This is a genomic window from Streptomyces sp. NPDC029014, assembly GCF_055564695.1.
Genome location: NZ_JBVHVT010000096.1, coordinates 1 through 18126, shown reverse-complemented (window position 1 = coordinate 18126; position 18126 = coordinate 1). Strand labels below are relative to the sequence as shown.

The following is an 18126-nucleotide window of genomic DNA, read 5'->3' as shown; positions in this document are numbered from 1 at the left end:
TTTCAATCCTGGGGAGCCTACCCCGAACACGTGCGCCCCCGGGCGGCCGACGGCCTCAGCCCGCCCTGCGATGTGCTTTGGAACGAGACCGTTTCTCGATGTACATCCGCTGGTCGGCCGAGCGCAGCACCTCGTCCGCCGACATGCCGCAGCTGGCCCATCCGATGCCGAAACTGGCGCCGACACGCACCGCTCGGCCGTCCACCCGGATCGGCGGGATGATCGCGTTGCGCAGCCGGACGGCGAGGTCGGCGGCGTCGGCGGCGCCCAGTCCGTCGGCGAGGACGACGAACTCGTCACCACCCAGCCGAGCGACGGTGTCACCGTCGCGGACGCCCGTCGTCAGCCGGCGGGCCACTTCGATCAGCACCGCGTCGCCGGTGTGGTGCCCGAACCGGTCGTTGATCGACTTGAACCCGTCGAGATCGCAGAAGAGCACCGCGAGCCCCTTGGTCCCGTCGTCGACCTCGGAGGCGGGCGCCACCGCGTGTACGTGGTGGTCGTACGGGTCCACCCCGCCGGAGAGGTCGAAGGGCTCGGGGAAGCCGTCGTACCGGAAGCCGGGGTCGCCGGGGTCGCCGGCGCCCGGGGGGCCGCCCACGGGGCCGCCCGCCAGGACGGCGGCGTCGACGTTCCGTCCCTCGTACGCGGCGTCGAGCGCCTCCACGGCGGCGGAGCGCATCGTCTGCTGTGGCATGCGGCACAGTCGGGCCGAGAGCCGGGCGCGCAGCTCGGCGCTGTTGGGCAGGCCGGTGAGGGAGTCGTGGCTGGCCCGGTGGGCGAGCTGGAGCTCGTGCCGCTTGCGCTCCTCGATGTCCTCGACGTGCGTGAGGAGGAACCGGGGACCGTCGGCGGCGTCGGCGACCACGGAGTTGCGCAGCGAGACCCACACGTAGGTGCCGTCGCGGCGGCCGAGGCGCAGTTCGGCGCGGCCGCCCTCGGCGGAGGTGCGCAGCAGGGTGCCGATGTCCTCGGGGTGGACCAGGTCGGAGAAGGAGTACCGGCGCAGGACGGAGGCGGGCCGGCCGAGCAGCCGGCACAGGGCGTCGTTGGTGCGCAGCAGCCGGCCGTGCTGGTCCCCGCCCATCTCGGCGATGGCCATGCCGCTGGGCGCGTACTCGAAGGCCTGTCGGAAGGACTCCTCGCTGGCGCGCAGGGCCTGCTGCTCGCGTTCGAGGCGGACGAGGGCGCGCTGCATGTTCGCGCGGAGCCGGGCGTTGCTGATCGCTATGGCGGCCTGGAAGGCGTACATCTGGAGCGCCTCGCGCCCCCAGGCGCCGGGGTGGCGCCCGTTGCGCGGCCGGTCCACGGAGATCACGCCGAGGAGTTCCCCGCCGGTCGCGTACATGGGGGCGTAGAGCCGGTCCTCGGGGTGCCACTCGTCCTCGAACCGCGGGTCGGGGCCGTCGGTGTGCCACTGGGGCACGTCGTCCTCCAGCAGGACCCAGCCCTCGGTGTGCGGGATGAAGCGCAGGCCGTCCCAGTCCTCGCCCATGGTCAGGCGGCGCTCCCAGGAGGCGCGGGAGCCGACGCGGCCGGTGATCAGGGCTTCCGCGGCGGGATCGCCGGCGAAGGCGGCGACGACGAGGTCGCCGTCAGGGCGTACGAGGTTGACGCAGGCGAGCTCGTAGCCGAGGCCGGTGACGATGCCGTCCACGACGGTCTGCAGGGTGTCGGCCAGACTCCTGGCCGTGTTGAGATCGGCCACCACCCGGTGCAGCTGCCGCAGGGTCGCAAGACGGACGTACGGCTCTGACTCGGTCTCCATCGCTCGCTCTCCCCGAGACCTCGACAGCAACTCCAGTTTTGTCATCGGCGTTTCGTTGCGGTGTCCCGTCCACTGAATCACAGTGAGCTGTGCGGCAGGTACACAGGGTCAACAAATCTTGCCCTCTGTGACTTAAGTCACATCAGATGAATAAAGGCGTCAGCTGACGGCTTCTGCGCCCGCGAGCGCTCCCCCGCCTTTCCGGCGGCACACGATACGCGTGAGGCCTAGGCCAAGGGTCCGGGACACGACTCGGCCCCCGGTCCGATGTGCTCCCGGGGAGGGCGAGACTAGCGTTCCAGGCGTGCCGAAGACGACCCCCGTACCCGTACCGACCACCACGAGCCTTCATCCTGAAGGTGTGAGCCACGACGAGTTCCGCGCCGCGCTGTCCCGACTCGCGGCGGGCGTCTGCCTGGTCACCGCCCACGAGCCCCCGCTGACCGAGGACGGTCCGCGCGGCGAGGACGTCGGGATGACGGCCACCGCCTTCCTGTCGGTGTCCCTCGACCCGCCACTGGTCCTCGTCAGCCTGCGGGAGGGGTCGCGGATGGACGACCTGCTGGCGGAGCAGCCACTGTGGGCGGTCTCGCTGCTCGCCGACCACCAGGTGCAGATCGCGAGCCGCTTCTCGATGAAGGGCCGCATCAGCGACCGGCTGCTCTTCGCCGACCTGCCGTACGTGCGCGGCGAGGTCTCCGGGGCGCCGCTGCCCGCGGGGGCGCTGGCCACGCTGGAATGCCGCACCGAGGACCGGGTCCCCGCCGGCGACCACACCCTGGTCATCGGCCGCGTGCTCACCTCCTCGCTGCCGGCGCCCGACGCCGCGCCGCTCGCGTACTTCCGCGGCCGCTACCGCAGGCTGGCGCCGTAGCGACCGGGCCGCACGGCCGCCGGCCGCTACCAGTCGCGGCCCGAGCGGCCGCGCTTGGTCTCGCCGCGCGCCTTCTTCTCCCGCAGCCGCCGCTCGTTGATCCCCCGCGGGATCTTCGTCGCGCGGCGCTGCCTGGGCGGCGGGGCCGTCGCCTCCGCGAGCAGGGAGGCCATCCTGACCAGTGCCATCTCCCGGTTGCGCAGCTGCGAGCGGTGCTCGGAGGCCCGTACCGCCAGCACCCCGCCCACCAGGCGCGCGGCGAGGCGCTCCAGCGCCCGCTCCTTCCACACCTCGGGCAGCGCCTTCGTCGCCGCCAGGTCGAACAGCAGCTCCACCCGGGAGTCCGAGGTGTTCACGTGCTGGCCGCCCGGTCCGGAGGAACGCGAGAACCGCCACGAGAGTTCGGCCTCGGGGAGCACGACGGAGCCGCGGATGACATAGGGACCAGGCATGGCCCCATGATCCCGCCCCGTTCACGCCCCCGTCACCCGTATTTCCGTACCGTCGGATTGCGTACCGTCCGAAGGAAAGCCGCAGGAGAAGGCCCCGGCGGAATCCCGCGCAGGAAATCCGGGCGGAATTCGGCGGGCTGGAACCTGCGGGGCCCCTCCCCGCGTTATGAAGGTCAGCGGTACCTTGACCGCACATCTCGCGGTCAGCGACGAGGAAGGGACACCAGTCACAATGGCAGTAAGCCTGTCCAAGGGCGGCAACGTCTCGCTCACGAAGGAGGCCCCCGGCCTCAGCGCCGTCACGGTCGGCCTCGGCTGGGACGTCCGGACGACGACCGGTGTCGACTTCGACCTGGACGCCTCCGCCATTGCGGTGAACGCGATGGGCAAGGTCGTCTCGGACGGCCACTTCGTCTTCTTCAACAACAAGTCCACCCCGGACCAGAGCATCGTGCACACCGGTGACAACCGCACCGGCGAGGGCGCGGGCGACGACGAGGCCATCAAGGTCAACCTGGCCGCCCTCCCGGCCGACGTCGACAAGATCGTCTTCCCGGTCTCGATCTACGACGCCGAGACCCGCCAGCAGAACTTCGGCCAGGTCCGCAACGCGTACATCCGCGTCATCAACCAGGCCGGCGGCGCCGAGATCGCCCGCTACGACCTCTCCGAGGACGCGGCCACCGAGACCGCCATGGTCTTCGGCGAGCTCTACCGCAACGGCGCCGAGTGGAAGTTCCGCGCGGTCGGCCAGGGCTACGCCTCGGGCCTGGCCGGCATCGCCCAGGACTTCGGCGTCAACGTCTGAGCCGGCGCCCGAGCCACCCCCGGCCCGAAGCCCCCTCCCGGCCGTCCGGGGAGGGGGCTTCGCCACACCCCGCGGGCCCGCGGAAACCGGTGCGCGCACCACGGCGGGCTCCGCTAGCGTGCCGGAGATGATCATCGAACCGCTGGTGCCGGCCGACCACGCCCTGCCGGGGCCCGTCCTCACCGAGATCACCGCCCTCTACGCCACGAACCACGCCTTCTTCGAACTCAGCGGCGACTTCCCCGACCCGCACCGCATCACGGTCGGACAGGTCGTCCGCGCCCTCGCAGACGAACTCGCCCACGACGGCGCCGAGGTCCTCCTCGCCCGCTCCGCCGGCCGGCTCGTCGCCCTGGCCGCCGTCCTCGCCCACCACCCGGACCCGGCCTCCGGCGACCCGGACCCGTGGATCGGCCTGCTGGTCGTCGACGCCGGCGCGCACCGTTCGGGCCACGGCAGCGCCCTCGCGGACCACGTCGAGGACCGCTTCCGGGCCGCGGGCCGCGAGGCCGTACGGATCGCCGTGCTGGACGGCAACGCGGGCGCCCTCGCGTTCTGGACGGCCCGCGGCTACGCCTTCCTGCGGCACGCGAAGGACCTGGAACTGGGCCGGGACTGCACGGTGCTGCGCAAGGAGCTCCGCGACCGCCGCCCGCCGGCGCCCTGAGACCCGCCGGCGGCGCCGGTCAGGGCCTGGGCAGGGCTTTCCTGCCGTACAGCCAGGCGTCCCAGACCTGCGACAGGTCCGTGCCGGTCTTCCGCTCCGCGTAGGCGGTGAAGTCTGCCGTGCTCGCGTTGCCGTGCCGGTGGTCGGCGACCCAGCCGCGCAGCAGCGCGAAGAACTTCTCGTCGCCGACCTCCTGCCGGATCCGGTGCAGCACCATCGCGCCCCGGTAGTACACCGGGCCCGAGGAGATGTCCCCCGGGCCGGGCGGCGCGGCCGGCGGGAACTCGTCCCAGTCGGAGTCGGCGGCGGGGTCGACGCCTTCGTCGCCGGCCACGAAGGCGTCGAAGCGGCGCTGGACGGACGGGCCGCCGTGGTCCTCGGACCACAGCCACTCCGCGTACGTGGCGAAGCCCTCGTTGAGCCACATGTCCTTCCAGGACTTCGGCGACACCGAGTTCCCGAACCACTGGTGCGCCAGCTCGTGCAGGACCAGCTCCTCGTCGGGGGCGCCGGAGAAGACCGGCCGGGTCTGCGTCTCCAACGCGTACGACAGGGTCTCGGACGGTGCGACGATCGCGCCCGCGGCCGCGAACGGGTACGGGCCGAACCGCCCCGCGGCCCACTCCACCATCTCCGGCAGCCGCGCGAGCGCGGGCCCGCCGCCCTCCGGCTCCCCGGGGGACACGGCCGTGTACAGCGGCAGGCCGGACGGGGTCCGACCGGTCGTCACCCTGAACTTCCCGACGGCCGCCGTGACCAGGTAGCTCGCGACCGGGTCGGCGCTGTGCCAGGCGAACGCGGTCCGGCCGTCGCCGGTGTCGGTGCGCGAGCCGAGCAGCCCGTTGGACACCGCCTCGTAGCCCTTCGGGACGGTGAGGGTGATGTCGTAGGCGGCCTTGTCGCTGGGGTGGTGGTTACCGGGGAACCAGGTCATGGACCCGACCGGCTCGCCGACCGCGAAGGCCCCGTCCGCGACGGGGATCCAGCCCTCCGCCGAGCCGTCCGGATCGGAGAGGGCCTTGGGCCTGCCGCTGTACCGGACCTCCGTGCGGAAGACCTCCCCGCTCCGCAGGTCCTTGGCCGGGCGCACGGTCAGCTCGTTGCCGGTGCGGTTGAACCGGGCACCGGCGCCCTGCACCGTGACGCCCTCGACCTTCAGGCCGCTCAGGTCGAGGTTGAACGAGCTGAGCCCCTGCTCGGCCCGGGCCGTGATCACGGCCTTGCCCTGCAGCAGCCCCTTCGCGGGGTCGTACGCCAGGTCCAGCCCGTAGTGGTCGACCTCGTAGCCGCCGTTGCCCGCCTTCGGGAAGTACGGGTCGCGCAGGCCCGAGGCACCCGGCCGCCCCTGCACCGTGCTGCCCGTGCACGCCGTGGTGAGCGCGAGCAGGGCGGCCACGGCAGGGGCTCCGAGGCGGACGGCACGGGGGAGGCGGGGGAGGCGGGGGCGCCTCGCCCGACCGGAAGGGTGCGGGACCGCGCCGGTTTCCACGCAGCCGATGCTATGGGGCATCTCGTCACACTACAGCCCGATTGGAACTGTGGTGCGGGCCCCGCCCGCCCCGGTCCGTCCGGACCACTTCTCCGTCCGGACCTTCTCCGTCCGGACTACTTCTCCAGGGCCTCGACGCCGGCCTTGGCGAACTTCTCGTCGAGGTCGCCGCTCGGGGCGCCGGCCACGCCGATGCCCGCCACCGGGGCGCCGCCCGCCTGGACCGGGACACCGCCGCCGAGGAACAGGGTGCCGGGGATGTCCTTCAGGTTCGGCGCCTGGGCGAGGCGGCCCACGAGCACCGAGGTCGGCGCGTTCCAGGACACGGCGGTGAAGGCCTTGCGCTGCGCCGACTCGTAGGACTGCGGGCCGGCGCCGTCGCCGCGGAGGGTGACGACGGTGTTGCCGTTGCGGTCCACGACCGCGACCGACACCTTCTGGTTCTCCTTGCGGGCGGCCTCCAGCGCACCCTGGGCGGCGCGGGTGGCGGCGTCGACGGTCAGGTGGGTCGAGGTGGTGAAGTTCTTCTCGCCCACCTCCTTCTTCGCGGTCGCGGCGGCCGGCGCGGCCTGCACCTCGGCCTGCGCGGCGTTCGCGCTGACCGCCCCGAAGGTGCCGGCGCCGAGCGCGGCGGCGAGGGCGGTACCGGTGAGAACGCGGGTGCGGGTCTTCATGCTGCTGCTCCTTGGACGTCGGGCTGGGAGCCGGTGGTCGTCGGCCGTCTGCCGTCCGCCGTGCACCGGATCGTTCGCCGGCCCGTTTTCCAACGGCCCCGGCGTGGTGCTTCCAGCCTGCGGCCGCGCCCCCCGCCCACCCGTCCCCGTACCGGCTCGCGACGGCTGCCGCTCCGGTCGACCCCGGGGTCGTCCGATCGGTTGATGCGCACCGGCCGCGGATACGGCTTGGCTGGTCGGCGCCATCCCCCGCGACCGGGCACGATGGAGCCGAACGAACGATCCGCACCGGGAGCCCGCCGTGAGCCACCTGAGCCGAGCGCCGTCGCGCAAGGGGGACACCCGGATGCTGGCGGCGGTCATGCACACCGCGTTCTTCCTGCTCCTGGCCGCCTCCGTGGCCCGCTACCTGCTCCGCCACCCCGGCTCCCCCGACACCCCGTGGATCATCGCCCTCGGCACCGCGCTCGCCCTGCTGTACGTGCTCGGCCCGGCCCTCGGCGCCGCGCCCACCGCCCGCCGGCTGGCCTGGCTCGGGCTGGTCGTCGGCGTGTGGGTGGTGCTGGTCGTCCTCGCCCCCAGCTTCGCCTGGTGCGCCGTTCCGCTCTTCTACACGGCCCTGCGCACGCTGCCGCCGCGCGCGGCGATCGTCCTGGTCGCCCTGCTGACCGTGTTCGTCGTCGCGGCCCAGCTCAAGCTGTCCCGCGAGTTCGACCCGAACCTGCTGCTCGCCCCGCCGGCCATCGCCGCCCTGTCCACCGCCGTCTTCGTCCACATGGAACGCCAGGCCCAGGCGCAGCGGGAGCTGATCGACGACCTGATCCGCACCCGGCGGGAGCTGGCCGCCACCGAACGCCGCGAGGGCACCCTCGCCGAACGGCAGCGGCTCTCCATGGAGATCCACGACACCCTCGCCCAGCACCTGTCCAGCCAGCAGATGCTGCTGCAGGCCGCCGACCGGGTCTGGGACGACAGCCCGGCCACGGCCCGCGCGCACGTCCGTACCGCCACCGGCATCGCCGCACGCGGCCTGGCCGAGGCCCGCCGGCTCGTCCACGACCTCGCCCCGCCCGAGCTCGCGGGCGGCGCCGGCCTCGCGGACGCGCTGCGCGCCCTCGACGCCGGCCCGGACATCGAGGTCCGCTTCCACCTGGAGGGCACGCCCGCGCCGCTGCCCGACCGGGTCCAGTCGGCGCTGCTGCGGGTCGCCCAGGGGGCCCTGGCGAACGTACGGGAACACGCGGGCGCGCGGACCGCGGCCCTGACCCTCAGCTTCCTCGGCGACCAGGTCGTCCTGGACGTCGCGGACGACGGCGCCGGCTTCGACGGGACCCGGCCGCCCCGCGCGAGCGGCGAGGACCGCGGCCACGGACTCCCCGCGATGCGCGCCCGGGTCGGCCAGCTCGGCGGCACGCTCACGATCGAATCCGCCGAGGGCGAGGGCACCGTCCTGTCCGCGGCCATCCCCCTGGAGCACCAGCCATGACCACCACGCCGACGACGCTCCTGCTCTGCGACGACCACGCGGTGGTCCGGGCCGGGCTGCTGGCCCTGCTCGGCAGCGCCCCCGACATCGAGGTGATCGGCGAGGCGGGCAGCGGGGAGGAGGCCGTCGCGCTGGCCGCCCGGCTCCGGCCCGACGTGGTCCTGATGGACCTCCAGCTGGGCGAGGGGATCGACGGCGTCGAGGCCACCCGCCGGATCACCGCCGCCTCGGCCCGACCGCCGCACGTCCTCGTCCTCACCACGTACGACACCGACGCCGACATCACCCGCGCCATCGGAGCGGGCGCCACCGGCTACCTCCTCAAGGCGGAGCGGCCGGAGGAGCTCTTCGCCGCGATCCACGCGGCCGCGGCCGGGCGCACCACGCTGTCGCCGCCGGTGGCCAGCCGGGTGATGGCCCGCATGCGGGGCTCCCGGCCCACCCTGACCGACCGGGAGCTGGACATCCTGGGCCAGTTGGCCCGCGGCCTCGGCAACCGGGAGATCGCCCGCGCCCTGTTCATCAGCGAGGCCACGGTCAAGACGCACCTGGGCCGCATCTACGACAAGCTCGGCGTCGACACCCGCGCGGGCGCCGTCTCGGTCGCCAAGGAACAACGCCTCCTGCCGTAGACCGCGAAGCGGGGGCGGGGCGGGGCGGGGGGCGGAGTCGAACTTCCTGGTCAGGGCGTTACATTGCAGCTCTCCGCGTCGGGACCGCCCGATACCCGTCGAAAGACCGATGCCCTCATGCCCATAGCCCTGCGCGCCGCGCTCGCCTGCGTCCTCACGGTCGGCGCGCTGACCGCCTGCTCGGCGGACGGCGACGCCGTGGAGATGAAGTACGTCCAGGACTACAGCGGCCATCCGCCGCTCGCCGTCGTCGGGTACCCGTCCACCGGATCACTGGGGATCACGCAGGAGGTGGTGTGGCGGATCGCCGACGGGGACGCCGGAGGGCTGGCGTCCCTCGCGAGCAACGGTCAGGACAACGGCGCTGCCCGGAAGACCGCCGAGAACTGGATCACCGCGTTCCGCAAGGGCGCCGGCGGGAAGGTCACCGCGGATTTCTACGACGACGGTTCGTACCGGCAGACGGTCGTGCTCTACCTGCACGACACCGACCAGATCAAACAGCTCCACGTCCTGCCGGCATGGGCGGAGGGCAAGGACGTCTGGCGGGTGAGCATGGGCGAGCCGGATCCCGCGGAAGCCACTGCCGTCTCCCCCTGGATCCCGAAGACCCCGGGCGCGCTCGGGTCGAAGTCGCAGCCGTGACCCGGTCCCGGGTCCCGCCCGATGCCGGTCCGGTCACGGCTGGTCCGGTCACGGCCGGTCCGGTCCCGCCCCGGGCGGGGCCGGCAGGGGCGGGGGCGGTATGGCGGGGCGGGCGTGGGACCATCGGGGGGTGCTCGACATCGGCTACTCCCTCTCCCGACGCTTCCCCGACCCCCCGCAGACCGACTACCGGACGGCGGACGTCCACTCCCTGCGCCACGACCTGTTCTGCGGGGACGTCTACCTCGCCGACACCGATGCGGACCGGGAAGTGTCCACAGCCTGGGGATGGGTGCCCGTCCTGGACTTCGCCTGGGCGCTCTGCGACATCGTCGAGCAGCTCGACCGGGACCCGCGCGGCAGCCGCTCCGCCGACCGGCAGTACGCCGAGCTCGACTTCACCGAGTCCACCGACCGCATGCTCTTCGAGCGCCGCTTCGGCTGGGTCGACATCGAGGCCGACTGGATGCCCGCGGAGGAAGCCCCGCTGACCTTCAGCCACACGATGCTGCGCCGCGAGGCCCGCGACTTCCTGCACGACCTGATCGCGGACCTCATCGACATGCACGAGGGCCTCGGCGACAACCCGGCCGTCTGGACCCTCCAGGCCCGCTTCCCCCGCGTCCCGGCCTAGCCGCAGCCGGCAGCGGCCGTAGCCGCCCGGGCCTCGCGCGGTCAGGAGACCACGCGCAGGCCCAGGTGCGCCGCCAGGGCCGGGGCCAGCGACAGCAGCTGGGCCGGTGTGACCGCCGCGCCGGCCAGGGCCTCCACCCCGCGGGCGAAGTCCAGCTCGGCCACGCCCCGCAGGTCCACGTCCGTCATACGGGCCCCGGTGACGTCCGCGCCCCGCAGCACGCACCCGCGGAACTCGACCCGCTCCAGCACCGCCCCCGCGAAGTCCGGCTCCACCAGCACGCATTCCTCGAAGACCACGTCCCGCAGCCGCGCCTGCCGCAGGTTCAGGTAGTCGATCTTGCCGCCGCGGAACTCGACCCGCTCCAGCACCGCCCCGTGCAGGGCCGTGCCGCCCAGCCGGGCGTCGACCAGCTCCACGTCCCGCAGCGAGGCCCCGGCCAGGTCCGTGCCGACGCCGCGGACCCCCTCCAGCAGCGAGTCCAGGATCCGCGCGTTGGCCAGCCGCGCCTCGTCCAGCGTGCAGCGCCGTACCGCACAGTCCATGAACCGCGCCCCGACGCCCTCCTGCCCCGACAGGTTCAGGTCCGCGAGCTCCAGCCCGTCGTAGTCCCCGTCGGGTTCCAACCCACCGCCCGGCCAGGGGTCCAGGTCCGGCGGCAGCCCCACCTGCGGCCGCCGCGCCGCCTTGACCTGCTGCGCCCTGCCCGAGGCCTGCTGTCCGTTCTGCTGCTGTCCGTTCCGCGCCATGCCCCCATCCTGCCGTGCGGGACCGACACCGCCCGGCCCCGTCGCCCGCCCCTCCCGCCCGCCTCTTGACCTCAAGCAAGGTCGAGGGATCAGGCTGGCCCGCATGGACACCCACCGCCCCGCCCCCGCCGGTCCCACCATGCGCGCCGTCCGCCTGCACGCCTTCGGCCCCGCCGACCACCTCACCCCCGAGCGCACCGACACGCCCGTGCCCGGCCCCGGCCAGGTCCGCATCGCCGTCGCCGCCGCGGGCGTCCACCTCCTCGACACCGCCCTGCGCGAGGGCGAGCAGGGCCCGGCACCGGCGCTCCCCGAACTGCCGACCATCCCCGGCCGCGAGGTCGCCGGCACCGTCGAGGCCCTCGGCCCCGGCACCGACCCCGCCTGGCTCGGCCGCCGCGTCGTCGTCCACCTCGGCTTCGCCCCCGGCGGGTACGCCGAGTACGCCGTCGCCGACGCGGACCGCCTGCACCCCGTCCCGCGGGGCCTCGACCCGGCCGGCGCCGTCGCCATGATCGGCACCGGCCGCACCACCCTGGGCGTCCTGCAGTTCGCCGACCTCGGACCGGACTCCGTCGCGCTCGTCCCCGCCGCCGCCGGCGGCATCGGCACCCTGCTCGTCCAGTACGCCAAGAACGCCGGCGCCACCGTCATCGCCCTCGCCGGCGGCCCCGCCAAGACCGCCCTGGCCGCCGCCAACGGCGCCGACCTCGCCGTCGACTACACCGACCCCGACTGGCCCGCCGCCGTACGCGCCCGCCTCGACGCCCTGGGCCGGCCCGGCGCCACCGTCCTGTTCGACTCCGTCGGCGGCGACGCCGCCCGCGCCGCCCTCACGCTGCTCGCCCCCGGCGCCCTCCACCTGGTCTTCGGCTGGTCCGGCGGGCCCCTCGCACTCGGCGAAGCCGACCGCGCCGACCTCGACGCCCGCGGCATCACCACCCACCACGCCCTCGGCCCCGCCATGCTCCGGCGCACCGGGGGCGACGATCCGATCCGGGTCCTGGAAACCCGGGCCCTCGCCGAAGCCGCCGCGGGCCGTCTCCGGCCCGCCGTCCAGCGCTTCCCCCTCGCCGAAGCCGCGGCCGCCCACCGCGCCCTGGAGACCCGCGGCACCACCGGCAAGGTCGTCCTCGAACCCTGAGCGGGCGCAGGCCACCGGCCGACCCGGCCGCGCCCGCCGGCCCGACCCGGCGCGCCCCCGGCCGGGTCGGCCGTCAGGGCATCAGGCCGTGCCCAGCCCGCGCAGGGCTCCGTCCGTCAGCCGGTACACCGTCCACCCGTCCTGCGGCCGCGCGCCCAGGGCCTCGTAGAAGCCGATCGCCGGCTCGTTCCAGTCCAGCACCGACCACTCCAGCCGCTCGTACCCCCGCTCCACGCAGATCCGGGCCAGCGCGGCCAGCAGCTCCCTGCCGTACCCGCCGCCGCGGGCGCCGGGCCGCACGTACAGGTCCTCCAGGTAGATGCCGTGCACGCCGCGCCACGTCGAGAAGTTCAGGAACCAGATCGCGAACCCCACCGGCTCGCCGTCAGGAGCCTGCGCGACGTGCGCGAAGGCCGCCGGCCGCTCCCCGAACAGCGCCTCCCGCACCTGCTCCTCGGTGGCCCGCGCCTCGTGCGGCACCCTCTCGTACTCCGCGAGCTCGCGGATCATGGCATGGATGGCCGGGACGTCCCCGGCGACAGCGCTACGGATCATGCCCGCAGCCTAAGCCCGCCCCAACAGCACCTCCGCAACGAGCAGTTGCTCCGCCTCCAGCTCCGGCGCACCGCCCCGCGCGTCCTCCACGTCCCACAGGCAGTTCTGCAGCACCCGCCCCAGCGTCCACGCCCCCGCCCGGTCCCGCTGCCCCGCCAGCCCGAGCACCTCCGTCAGCAGGTCGAACCGCCACCGCACCTGGTCCGCCCGGAAGTTGTTCCGGATCGCCGGCAGCAGCTCGAATCCCGGATCACCCGCGAGCGGCTTCGGATCGATCGCCAGCCACGGCTCCCGCCCGCCCGCCAGCACGTTGTCGTAGTGCAGGTCCCAGTGCAGCAGCCGGTCCCCGGGCTCCCCCGCCACCTCCGCCAACGCCGCCGCACAGTCGGCCAACAGCCCCCGCTCCCGCGCGTCCGGGATCCCCGCCAGCGCCTCCGGCGCCCACTCCAACATCCCGGCCGCCACCTGGCCCAGGCCCCGCACCCCGGCCGGCGCCCGCACCGCCGTCAGCCGCGCCAGCAACTCCCCCACCACACGCACCGCCTGCCGCGGATCCCGCTCCGCCAGCCCCGACAGCGGCCGCCGCTCGTCGAGCCGCTCCAGCAACAGGGTGCCCGTCCCCGGATCGTGTTCCAACAGCCGTACGCAGCCGCGCCCCGCCCACGCGCGCAGCGCGACCGGCTCCCCCGCGCTCTCCTCGTCCGGCAGCAGCAGCTTCAGCACCGCCTCCGCCCCGTCCGACCGCCGTACCGGCACCACCAGCGCCGTCATCCCGTGCATCGCCGGCCCCACCGGCCGCAGCCCCCACTCCTGGAGGAACCGCTCCGTCCGCGCCGGCAACCCCGCGAGGAACTCCCGCCCCGCCTCCCCGTTGAACAGGAGCTGCGCCTCGACCAGCCCCTCCGGAATCTCCACCACACCCCGACCGTAGACCGCACGGCCCCGCCACCACCTCCCCCGCACGGGGGAGCCCGCCCCCGCATCCGGCAAAAGGCCTGGTCCCGAGGGCCGGAACGCGACATCCGGCCCTCTGGACACCCCTCCTGCCCCGGTGTACCAACTCCCCCATGACGATCAACGGCGGCATCTCCTTCTGGTACGCGACCGACGCCACCGGCGGCGCCGCACCGCCCCGCGCCCCCCTCACCGGCGACGCCACCGCCGACGTCGTCATCGTCGGCGGCGGCTACTCCGGCCTGTGGACCGCGTACTACCTCAAGACCTCCGCACCCGACCTGCGCGTCACCGTCCTGGAGCAGAAGTTCTGCGGCTACGGCGCCTCCGGCCGCAACGGCGGCTGGCTCTACAACGGCATCGCCGGCCGCGACCGGTACGCCCGCCTGCACGGCCGGCCCGCCGCCCAGCGGCTCCAGCAGGCGATGAACGCCACCGTCACCGAGGTCATCGACGTGGCCGCGAAGGAGGGCATCGACGCCGACGTCCACCGCGGCGGCGTCCTGGAGGTCGCCCGCACCCCCGCCCAGCTCGGCCGCCTCAAAGCCTTCCACGAGGCCGAACTCGCCTTCGGCGAGACCGACCGCGAGCTCCTCGACGCCACCGCCACCCGCGCCCGCATCGACATCGCCGACGCCGTCGGTGCCACCTGGACCCCGCACGGCGCCCGCATCCACCCCCTCAAGCTGGTCTCAGGACTCGCGGAAGCCTGCGAGCGGCTCGGCGTCACCATCCACGAGTCGACACCGGTCACCGAGATCACCCCGCGCCGCGCCACCACCCCGTACGGCACCGTCCGCGCCCCGTACGTCCTGCGCTGCACCGAGGGCTTCACCGCCTCCCTCAAGGGTCAGAAGCGCTCCTGGCTGCCCATGAACTCGTCGATGGTCGTGACGGCCCCGCTGTCCGAGACCGTCTGGGACCGGCTGGGCTGGACCGGGGCGGAGACCCTCGGGGACATGGCGCACGCCTACATGTACGCGCAGCGCACCGCGGACGGCCGCATCGCGATCGGCGGCCGCGGCGTCCCGTACCGCTTCGGCTCCCGCACGGACACCGACGGCACCACCCAGCCGGCGACCGTCGCCTCGCTGACCCGGCTGTTGGAGTCCTTCTTCCCCGCCCTCACCGGGGTCGAGATCACCCACGCCTGGTCCGGCGTGCTCGGCGTGCCCCGCGACTGGTGCGCCACCGTCACCCTCGACCGCGCCACGGGCCTCGGCTGGGCGGGCGGTTACGTCGGCTCCGGCGTGGCCACCTCCAACCTCGCCGGCCGCACCCTGCGCGACCTGGTCCTGGGGGACCCGACCGAGCTGACCGCCCTGCCCTGGGTGAACCACCGCGTGCGCCGCTGGGAACCGGAGCCCTTCCGCTGGCTCGGCGTCCAGGCCCTGTACGCCGCGTACCGCGAGGCCGACCGCCACGAGGCCGCCACCCACACCCCGGCCACGGCCCCGCTGGCCCGCCTGGCCGACCGGATCTCGGGCCGCCACTGAACCCGGCGCCGCACCCGCGCATACGCGGAAGGCCCCGGAGTATCACTCCGGGGCCTTCCGCTCCTGCGCGAATTCCTGGGCCGGAAATACCTTCGACCTGGAACGGAGCCCCCTGTCGGATTCGAACCGACGACCTACGCTTTACAAGAGCGGTGCTCTGGCCAGCTGAGCTAAGGAGGCATGTGACGCTGCGCGCACAGAATCGCCTTCACTTTACACAGCCGACGGGCCCGCTCGCGAAGGGCATTTCCGGCCCGCATCCGCGCACCGCCCTCCCGGCAAGGGGCTCCCGCCGCCCGTGGGCGCGCCGTACGTCACCCCCGGCCGGGTGCTGACAGAACGCCCACCGCCGGGTACCGTCGGGCGGAAGTCCAGACCCTGGACCGGACCAACACTTCCTTCCACTCGGATCGTCCGGCACGTTCCTGCCGGTAGAAGGGATGCATCCCCATGGCTTCTGTCACCTTCGACGCGGCTACCCGCCTCTACCCCGGCGCCGACAAGCCCGCCGTCGACGCCCTCGACCTGCAGATCGAGGACGGCGAGTTCCTCGTCCTCGTCGGCCCCTCCGGCTGCGGCAAGTCCACCTCCCTGCGCATGCTCGCCGGCCTGGAGGACGTCAACGGCGGCGCCATCCGCATCGGCGACCGCGACGTCACGCACCTGCCGCCGAAGGACCGGGACATCGCGATGGTGTTCCAGAACTACGCGCTCTACCCGCACATGACCGTCGCCGACAACATGGGCTTCGCCCTGAAGATCGCCGGCGAGGACAAGGCGACCATCCGCCGCAAGGTCGAGGACGCGGCGAAGATGCTCGACCTCACCCAGTACCTGGACCGCAAGCCCAAGGCCCTCTCCGGCGGCCAGCGGCAGCGCGTCGCCATGGGCCGCGCCATCGTCCGCAAGCCGCAGGTCTTCCTGATGGACGAGCCGCTGTCGAACCTCGACGCCAAGCTCCGCGTCTCCACCCGTACGCAGATCGCGGCGCTCCAGCGCGACCTCGGCATCACCACCGTCTACGTCACCCACGACCAGGTCGAGGCCATGACGATGGGCGACCGGGTGGCCGTCCTGAAGGACGGCCTCCTCCAGCAGGTCGACACCCCGCGCAACATGTACGACCGCCCGGCGAACCTGTTCGTCGCCGGCTTCATCGGCTCGCCCGCCATGAACCTGGTGGAGGTCCCGATCACCGACGGCGGCGTGAAGTTCGGCGACAGCGTCGTCCCCGTCTCGCGCGAGGCGATCGCCGCCGCCGCGGACGCGGGCGACCGCACCGTCACCGTCGGCGTGCGCCCCGAGCACTTCGACGTCGGCACCGAGGGCGGCCTGACCATCACGGTCAACGTCGTCGAGGAGCTCGGCGCCGACGGGTACGTCTACGGCCGCACCGCCCAGGCCGACGGCGGCCAGGACATCGTCGTCCGCGTCGGCGGCCGCCAGGTGCCCGAGAAGGGCGCCACCCTGCACGTGGTGCCGCGCCCCGACGAGATCCACGTCTTCTCGACGTCCTCCGGCGAGCGCCTCTCCGGCTGACACCGGCTTCAGCGGGTACGGAACGGACGACCGGCAGGGGCGCTCCCACGGGAGCGCCCCTGCGGGCGTCCGGGCCCGTTCGCCGTGCCCGTCAACCGGCTATTCGAAAACCCACGTCGAACCATCCCCCGACCGGGTGACTAACTGTCGTCCGATCTTCACCGAGCGCTACTCTCGCCCTCGTGACCCACACTGCCCGCCGTATCGGCCGATCCCTCGCCCTGGTCCTGCCCGTCGTCCTGGTCCTGTCCGGGACCCTCGCGGTCACGATGGTCCCGTGGGCGGACAACTCGTCGTCCCGGATCCTGACCGCCTCCGCCGAGGACGTCTCCGTCCCCGCGAAGCCGCGCGCGCCACAGGACCTGCTGCGCGACAAGCTCCTCTCCGAGCTCCAGCAGGGCGAGATGCCGGGTGACGTCCTGACGCACCTCCAGCAGGAGGTGGACCGGCGGCCCTCGCTCGCCGACCACTGCGTGGGCATCGCGCGGGCCCTCGGGCGGGCCGCCGTCGAGGCGTACGGCCCGACGAAGGCCCAGTCCTTCTCCCGTCCGGTCTGCGACACCTCGTACGCGTCCGGCGTCGCCTCCATGGGCTGACACCCGGGCCGGCGGCGGGGCGGGCCCTACGCTGGCGCCCATGACCGACGCACCCCCCGCACCCCCTTCCCCGTACAGCACCGACTTCGCGGCCGCGGTCCCGGCCGCCCTCACCCAGGCACCCACCCAGGCGGTGGTCCTGGCGGGCGGCCAGGGGTCGCGGCTGCGGCCGTACACGGACGACCGGCCCAAGCCGATGGTCGAGATCCCGGGGACCGGGGTCCCGATCATCGGGCACCAGCTGAACTGGCTCGCCGCCGAGGGGGTCACGGACGCCGTCGTCTCCTGCGGGCACCTCGCCGAGGTGCTCCAGGAGTGGCTGGCCGGGGCGGACCTCCCGCTGCGCGTGACCACGGTGGTGGAGGAGGAGCCGCTCGGGCGCGGCGGCGGGCTGAAGTACGCCGCGCGGCACCTGCCGCACGCGGAGCGGCCGTGGTACGCGACGAACGGCGACATCTGGACCCGGTTCTCGCTGCGGGAGATGGCCGCGTTCCACACCGAGCGGGCGGCGACCGCGACGCTTGCGCTGGCCCGGCCGCGCATCCCGTGGGGCGCGGTGGAGACCAACGAGTTCGGGCAGGTGCTGGACTTCATCGAGGCGCCGCCGTCGCCGTACCTCATCAATGCCGGCGTGTACGTCTTCTCGCCCGAATTCACCGCTTTGCTCCCGGATTTGGGCGACCACGAGCGCACCACCTTCCCCCGGCTGGCGCGGGAGCGGCGGCTGGCCGGTTTCCCGATCCCGCAGGGCGCGTACTGGCGGGCGATCGACACGGCGAAGGACCTGACCGAGGCGGCGCGCGAACTGGCGGCGCAGAGGGCCTCCTGACGGCTCCACGGACTTCCGGACGAAAAGAGGAACGGGAAGGGAAAGGCCCGGGGGGGGGGGGGGGGGGGGGGGGGGGGGGGGGGGGGGGGGGGGGGGGGGGGGGGGGGGGGGGGGGGGGGGGGGGGGGGAGGGGAG

Annotated in this window: 19 protein-coding genes and 1 tRNA gene; 12 read left to right on the top strand and 8 right to left on the bottom strand. The window is 73.9% G+C overall.

All coding sequences use genetic code 11. The features are described from left to right. Positions 1-55 precede the first annotated feature (55 nt). A complete protein-coding gene (gene cdgB, locus ACZ4VL_RS34835; RefSeq protein WP_468208270.1) occupies positions 56-1768 on the bottom strand; it encodes a diguanylate cyclase CdgB in 1713 nt (570 codons plus the stop codon). Between the two features lie 304 nt (positions 1769-2072). Here cdgB and ACZ4VL_RS34830 point away from each other — a divergent pair, with 304 nt between their 5' ends. Continuing rightward, the gene (locus ACZ4VL_RS34830; protein WP_468208268.1) at positions 2073-2642 is read left to right on the top strand and encodes a flavin reductase family protein; all 570 of its coding nucleotides are present in this window, start codon (positions 2073-2075) and stop codon (positions 2640-2642) included. A gap of 26 nt (positions 2643-2668) precedes the next feature. Here the strand turns inward: ACZ4VL_RS34830 and arfB are convergent, their stop codons facing one another. After that, complete coding sequence (gene arfB / locus ACZ4VL_RS34825) at positions 2669-3094, bottom strand: alternative ribosome rescue aminoacyl-tRNA hydrolase ArfB (protein WP_361094887.1); 426 nt, start codon at positions 3092-3094, stop codon at positions 2669-2671. A gap of 232 nt (positions 3095-3326) precedes the next feature. On the opposite strand from arfB, the gene ACZ4VL_RS34820 reads away from it, so the two are divergent. Together ACZ4VL_RS34820 and ACZ4VL_RS34815 are read left to right on the top strand one after the other, a co-directional pair. After that, positions 3327-3902: a TerD family protein gene (locus tag ACZ4VL_RS34820; protein ID WP_468208264.1), complete on the top strand. Its 576-nt coding sequence runs from the start codon at positions 3327-3329 to the stop codon at positions 3900-3902. Positions 3903-4029: 127 nt separating this feature from the next. Next, complete coding sequence (locus ACZ4VL_RS34815) at positions 4030-4569, top strand: GNAT family N-acetyltransferase (protein WP_468208261.1); 540 nt, start codon at positions 4030-4032, stop codon at positions 4567-4569. Positions 4570-4588: 19 nt separating this feature from the next. Here the strand turns inward: ACZ4VL_RS34815 and ACZ4VL_RS34810 are convergent, their stop codons facing one another. Both ACZ4VL_RS34810 and ACZ4VL_RS34805 read right to left on the bottom strand, forming a co-directional pair. Beyond that, entirely contained in the window at positions 4589-5965 is a 1377-nt protein-coding gene (locus tag ACZ4VL_RS34810; RefSeq protein ID WP_468208259.1) for a M1 family metallopeptidase, read from the bottom strand. Between the two features lie 209 nt (positions 5966-6174). After that, the gene (locus ACZ4VL_RS34805) at positions 6175-6732 is read right to left on the bottom strand and encodes a GlcG/HbpS family heme-binding protein (RefSeq protein ID WP_468208257.1); all 558 of its coding nucleotides are present in this window, start codon (positions 6730-6732) and stop codon (positions 6175-6177) included. A gap of 346 nt (positions 6733-7078) precedes the next feature. On the opposite strand from ACZ4VL_RS34805, the gene ACZ4VL_RS34800 reads away from it, so the two are divergent. The 4 genes from ACZ4VL_RS34800 (at position 7079) to ACZ4VL_RS34785 (ending at position 10129) form a co-directional block, all read left to right on the top strand. Beyond that, positions 7079-8218, top strand: a complete 1140-nt coding sequence (locus ACZ4VL_RS34800) for a sensor histidine kinase (protein WP_468208301.1) — start codon at positions 7079-7081, stop codon at positions 8216-8218. Beyond that, entirely contained in the window at positions 8215-8850 is a 636-nt protein-coding gene (locus tag ACZ4VL_RS34795) for a response regulator (RefSeq protein ID WP_468208254.1), read from the top strand. The genes ACZ4VL_RS34800 and ACZ4VL_RS34795 overlap by 4 nt, the downstream gene beginning before the upstream one ends. A gap of 117 nt (positions 8851-8967) precedes the next feature. Next, entirely contained in the window at positions 8968-9495 is a 528-nt protein-coding gene (locus ACZ4VL_RS34790) for a hypothetical protein (RefSeq protein WP_468208253.1), read from the top strand. A 130-nt stretch (positions 9496-9625) separates the two neighbouring features. After that, complete coding sequence (locus ACZ4VL_RS34785) at positions 9626-10129, top strand: hypothetical protein (protein ID WP_468208250.1); 504 nt, start codon at positions 9626-9628, stop codon at positions 10127-10129. Positions 10130-10170: 41 nt separating this feature from the next. On the opposite strand, the gene ACZ4VL_RS34780 is transcribed toward ACZ4VL_RS34785, so the two are convergent. Beyond that, a complete protein-coding gene (locus ACZ4VL_RS34780) occupies positions 10171-10878 on the bottom strand; it encodes a pentapeptide repeat-containing protein (RefSeq protein WP_468208247.1) in 708 nt (235 codons plus the stop codon). Positions 10879-11017: 139 nt separating this feature from the next. On the opposite strand from ACZ4VL_RS34780, the gene ACZ4VL_RS34775 reads away from it, so the two are divergent. Beyond that, positions 11018-12022, top strand: a complete 1005-nt coding sequence (locus ACZ4VL_RS34775; RefSeq protein ID WP_468208298.1) for a zinc-binding dehydrogenase — start codon at positions 11018-11020, stop codon at positions 12020-12022. 81 nt (positions 12023-12103) lie between these two features. Here the strand turns inward: ACZ4VL_RS34775 and ACZ4VL_RS34770 are convergent, their stop codons facing one another. Next, positions 12104-12577: a GNAT family N-acetyltransferase gene (locus tag ACZ4VL_RS34770; RefSeq protein ID WP_468208246.1), complete on the bottom strand. Its 474-nt coding sequence runs from the start codon at positions 12575-12577 to the stop codon at positions 12104-12106. Between the two features lie 9 nt (positions 12578-12586). Further along, complete coding sequence (locus ACZ4VL_RS34765; RefSeq protein ID WP_468208243.1) at positions 12587-13495, bottom strand: aminoglycoside phosphotransferase family protein; 909 nt, start codon at positions 13493-13495, stop codon at positions 12587-12589. A gap of 149 nt (positions 13496-13644) precedes the next feature. On the opposite strand from ACZ4VL_RS34765, the gene ACZ4VL_RS34760 reads away from it, so the two are divergent. Continuing rightward, positions 13645-15027 carry an NAD(P)/FAD-dependent oxidoreductase gene (locus ACZ4VL_RS34760; protein ID WP_468208241.1) on the top strand — a complete coding sequence of 461 codons (1383 nt, stop codon included), beginning with the start codon at positions 13645-13647 and terminating at the stop codon, positions 15025-15027. 106 nt (positions 15028-15133) lie between these two features. Here the strand turns inward: ACZ4VL_RS34760 and ACZ4VL_RS34755 are convergent. Beyond that, a tRNA-Thr gene (locus ACZ4VL_RS34755) sits at positions 15134-15207 on the bottom strand. A gap of 270 nt (positions 15208-15477) precedes the next feature. Between ACZ4VL_RS34755 and ACZ4VL_RS34750 the strand changes: the two genes are divergently transcribed. The 3 genes from ACZ4VL_RS34750 to ACZ4VL_RS34740 all read left to right on the top strand — a co-directional run bounded on the left by ACZ4VL_RS34750 (position 15478) and on the right by ACZ4VL_RS34740 (position 17991). Then, a complete protein-coding gene (locus tag ACZ4VL_RS34750) occupies positions 15478-16566 on the top strand; it encodes an ABC transporter ATP-binding protein (protein WP_468208239.1) in 1089 nt (362 codons plus the stop codon). Positions 16567-16748: 182 nt separating this feature from the next. Continuing rightward, positions 16749-17162: a hypothetical protein gene (locus ACZ4VL_RS34745; RefSeq protein WP_361094925.1), complete on the top strand. Its 414-nt coding sequence runs from the start codon at positions 16749-16751 to the stop codon at positions 17160-17162. Between the two features lie 40 nt (positions 17163-17202). After that, complete coding sequence (locus ACZ4VL_RS34740) at positions 17203-17991, top strand: nucleotidyltransferase family protein (protein ID WP_468208236.1); 789 nt, start codon at positions 17203-17205, stop codon at positions 17989-17991. Positions 17992-18126: the final 135 nt, after the last annotated feature.

Coding starts and splice junctions, on each gene's coding strand:
- ACZ4VL_RS34795 (WP_468208254.1), top strand. CDS start 8,215: ATGACCACCACGCCGACGACGCTCCTGCTCTGCGACGACCACGCGGTG.
- ACZ4VL_RS34740 (WP_468208236.1), top strand. CDS start 17,203: ATGACCGACGCACCCCCCGCACCCCCTTCCCCGTACAGCACCGACTTC.
- ACZ4VL_RS34805 (WP_468208257.1), bottom strand. CDS start 6,732: ATGAAGACCCGCACCCGCGTTCTCACCGGTACCGCCCTCGCCGCCGCG.
- ACZ4VL_RS34820 (WP_468208264.1), top strand. CDS start 3,327: ATGGCAGTAAGCCTGTCCAAGGGCGGCAACGTCTCGCTCACGAAGGAG.
- ACZ4VL_RS34775 (WP_468208298.1), top strand. CDS start 11,018: ATGCGCGCCGTCCGCCTGCACGCCTTCGGCCCCGCCGACCACCTCACC.
- ACZ4VL_RS34750 (WP_468208239.1), top strand. CDS start 15,478: ATGGCTTCTGTCACCTTCGACGCGGCTACCCGCCTCTACCCCGGCGCC.
- ACZ4VL_RS34800 (WP_468208301.1), top strand. CDS start 7,079: ATGCTGGCGGCGGTCATGCACACCGCGTTCTTCCTGCTCCTGGCCGCC.
- ACZ4VL_RS34760 (WP_468208241.1), top strand. CDS start 13,645: ATGACGATCAACGGCGGCATCTCCTTCTGGTACGCGACCGACGCCACC.
- ACZ4VL_RS34790 (WP_468208253.1), top strand. CDS start 8,968: ATGCCCATAGCCCTGCGCGCCGCGCTCGCCTGCGTCCTCACGGTCGGC.
- ACZ4VL_RS34770 (WP_468208246.1), bottom strand. CDS start 12,577: ATGATCCGTAGCGCTGTCGCCGGGGACGTCCCGGCCATCCATGCCATG.
- ACZ4VL_RS34780 (WP_468208247.1), bottom strand. CDS start 10,878: ATGGCGCGGAACGGACAGCAGCAGAACGGACAGCAGGCCTCGGGCAGG.
- cdgB (WP_468208270.1), bottom strand. CDS start 1,768: ATGGAGACCGAGTCAGAGCCGTACGTCCGTCTTGCGACCCTGCGGCAG.
- arfB (WP_361094887.1), bottom strand. CDS start 3,094: ATGCCTGGTCCCTATGTCATCCGCGGCTCCGTCGTGCTCCCCGAGGCC.
- ACZ4VL_RS34815 (WP_468208261.1), top strand. CDS start 4,030: ATGATCATCGAACCGCTGGTGCCGGCCGACCACGCCCTGCCGGGGCCC.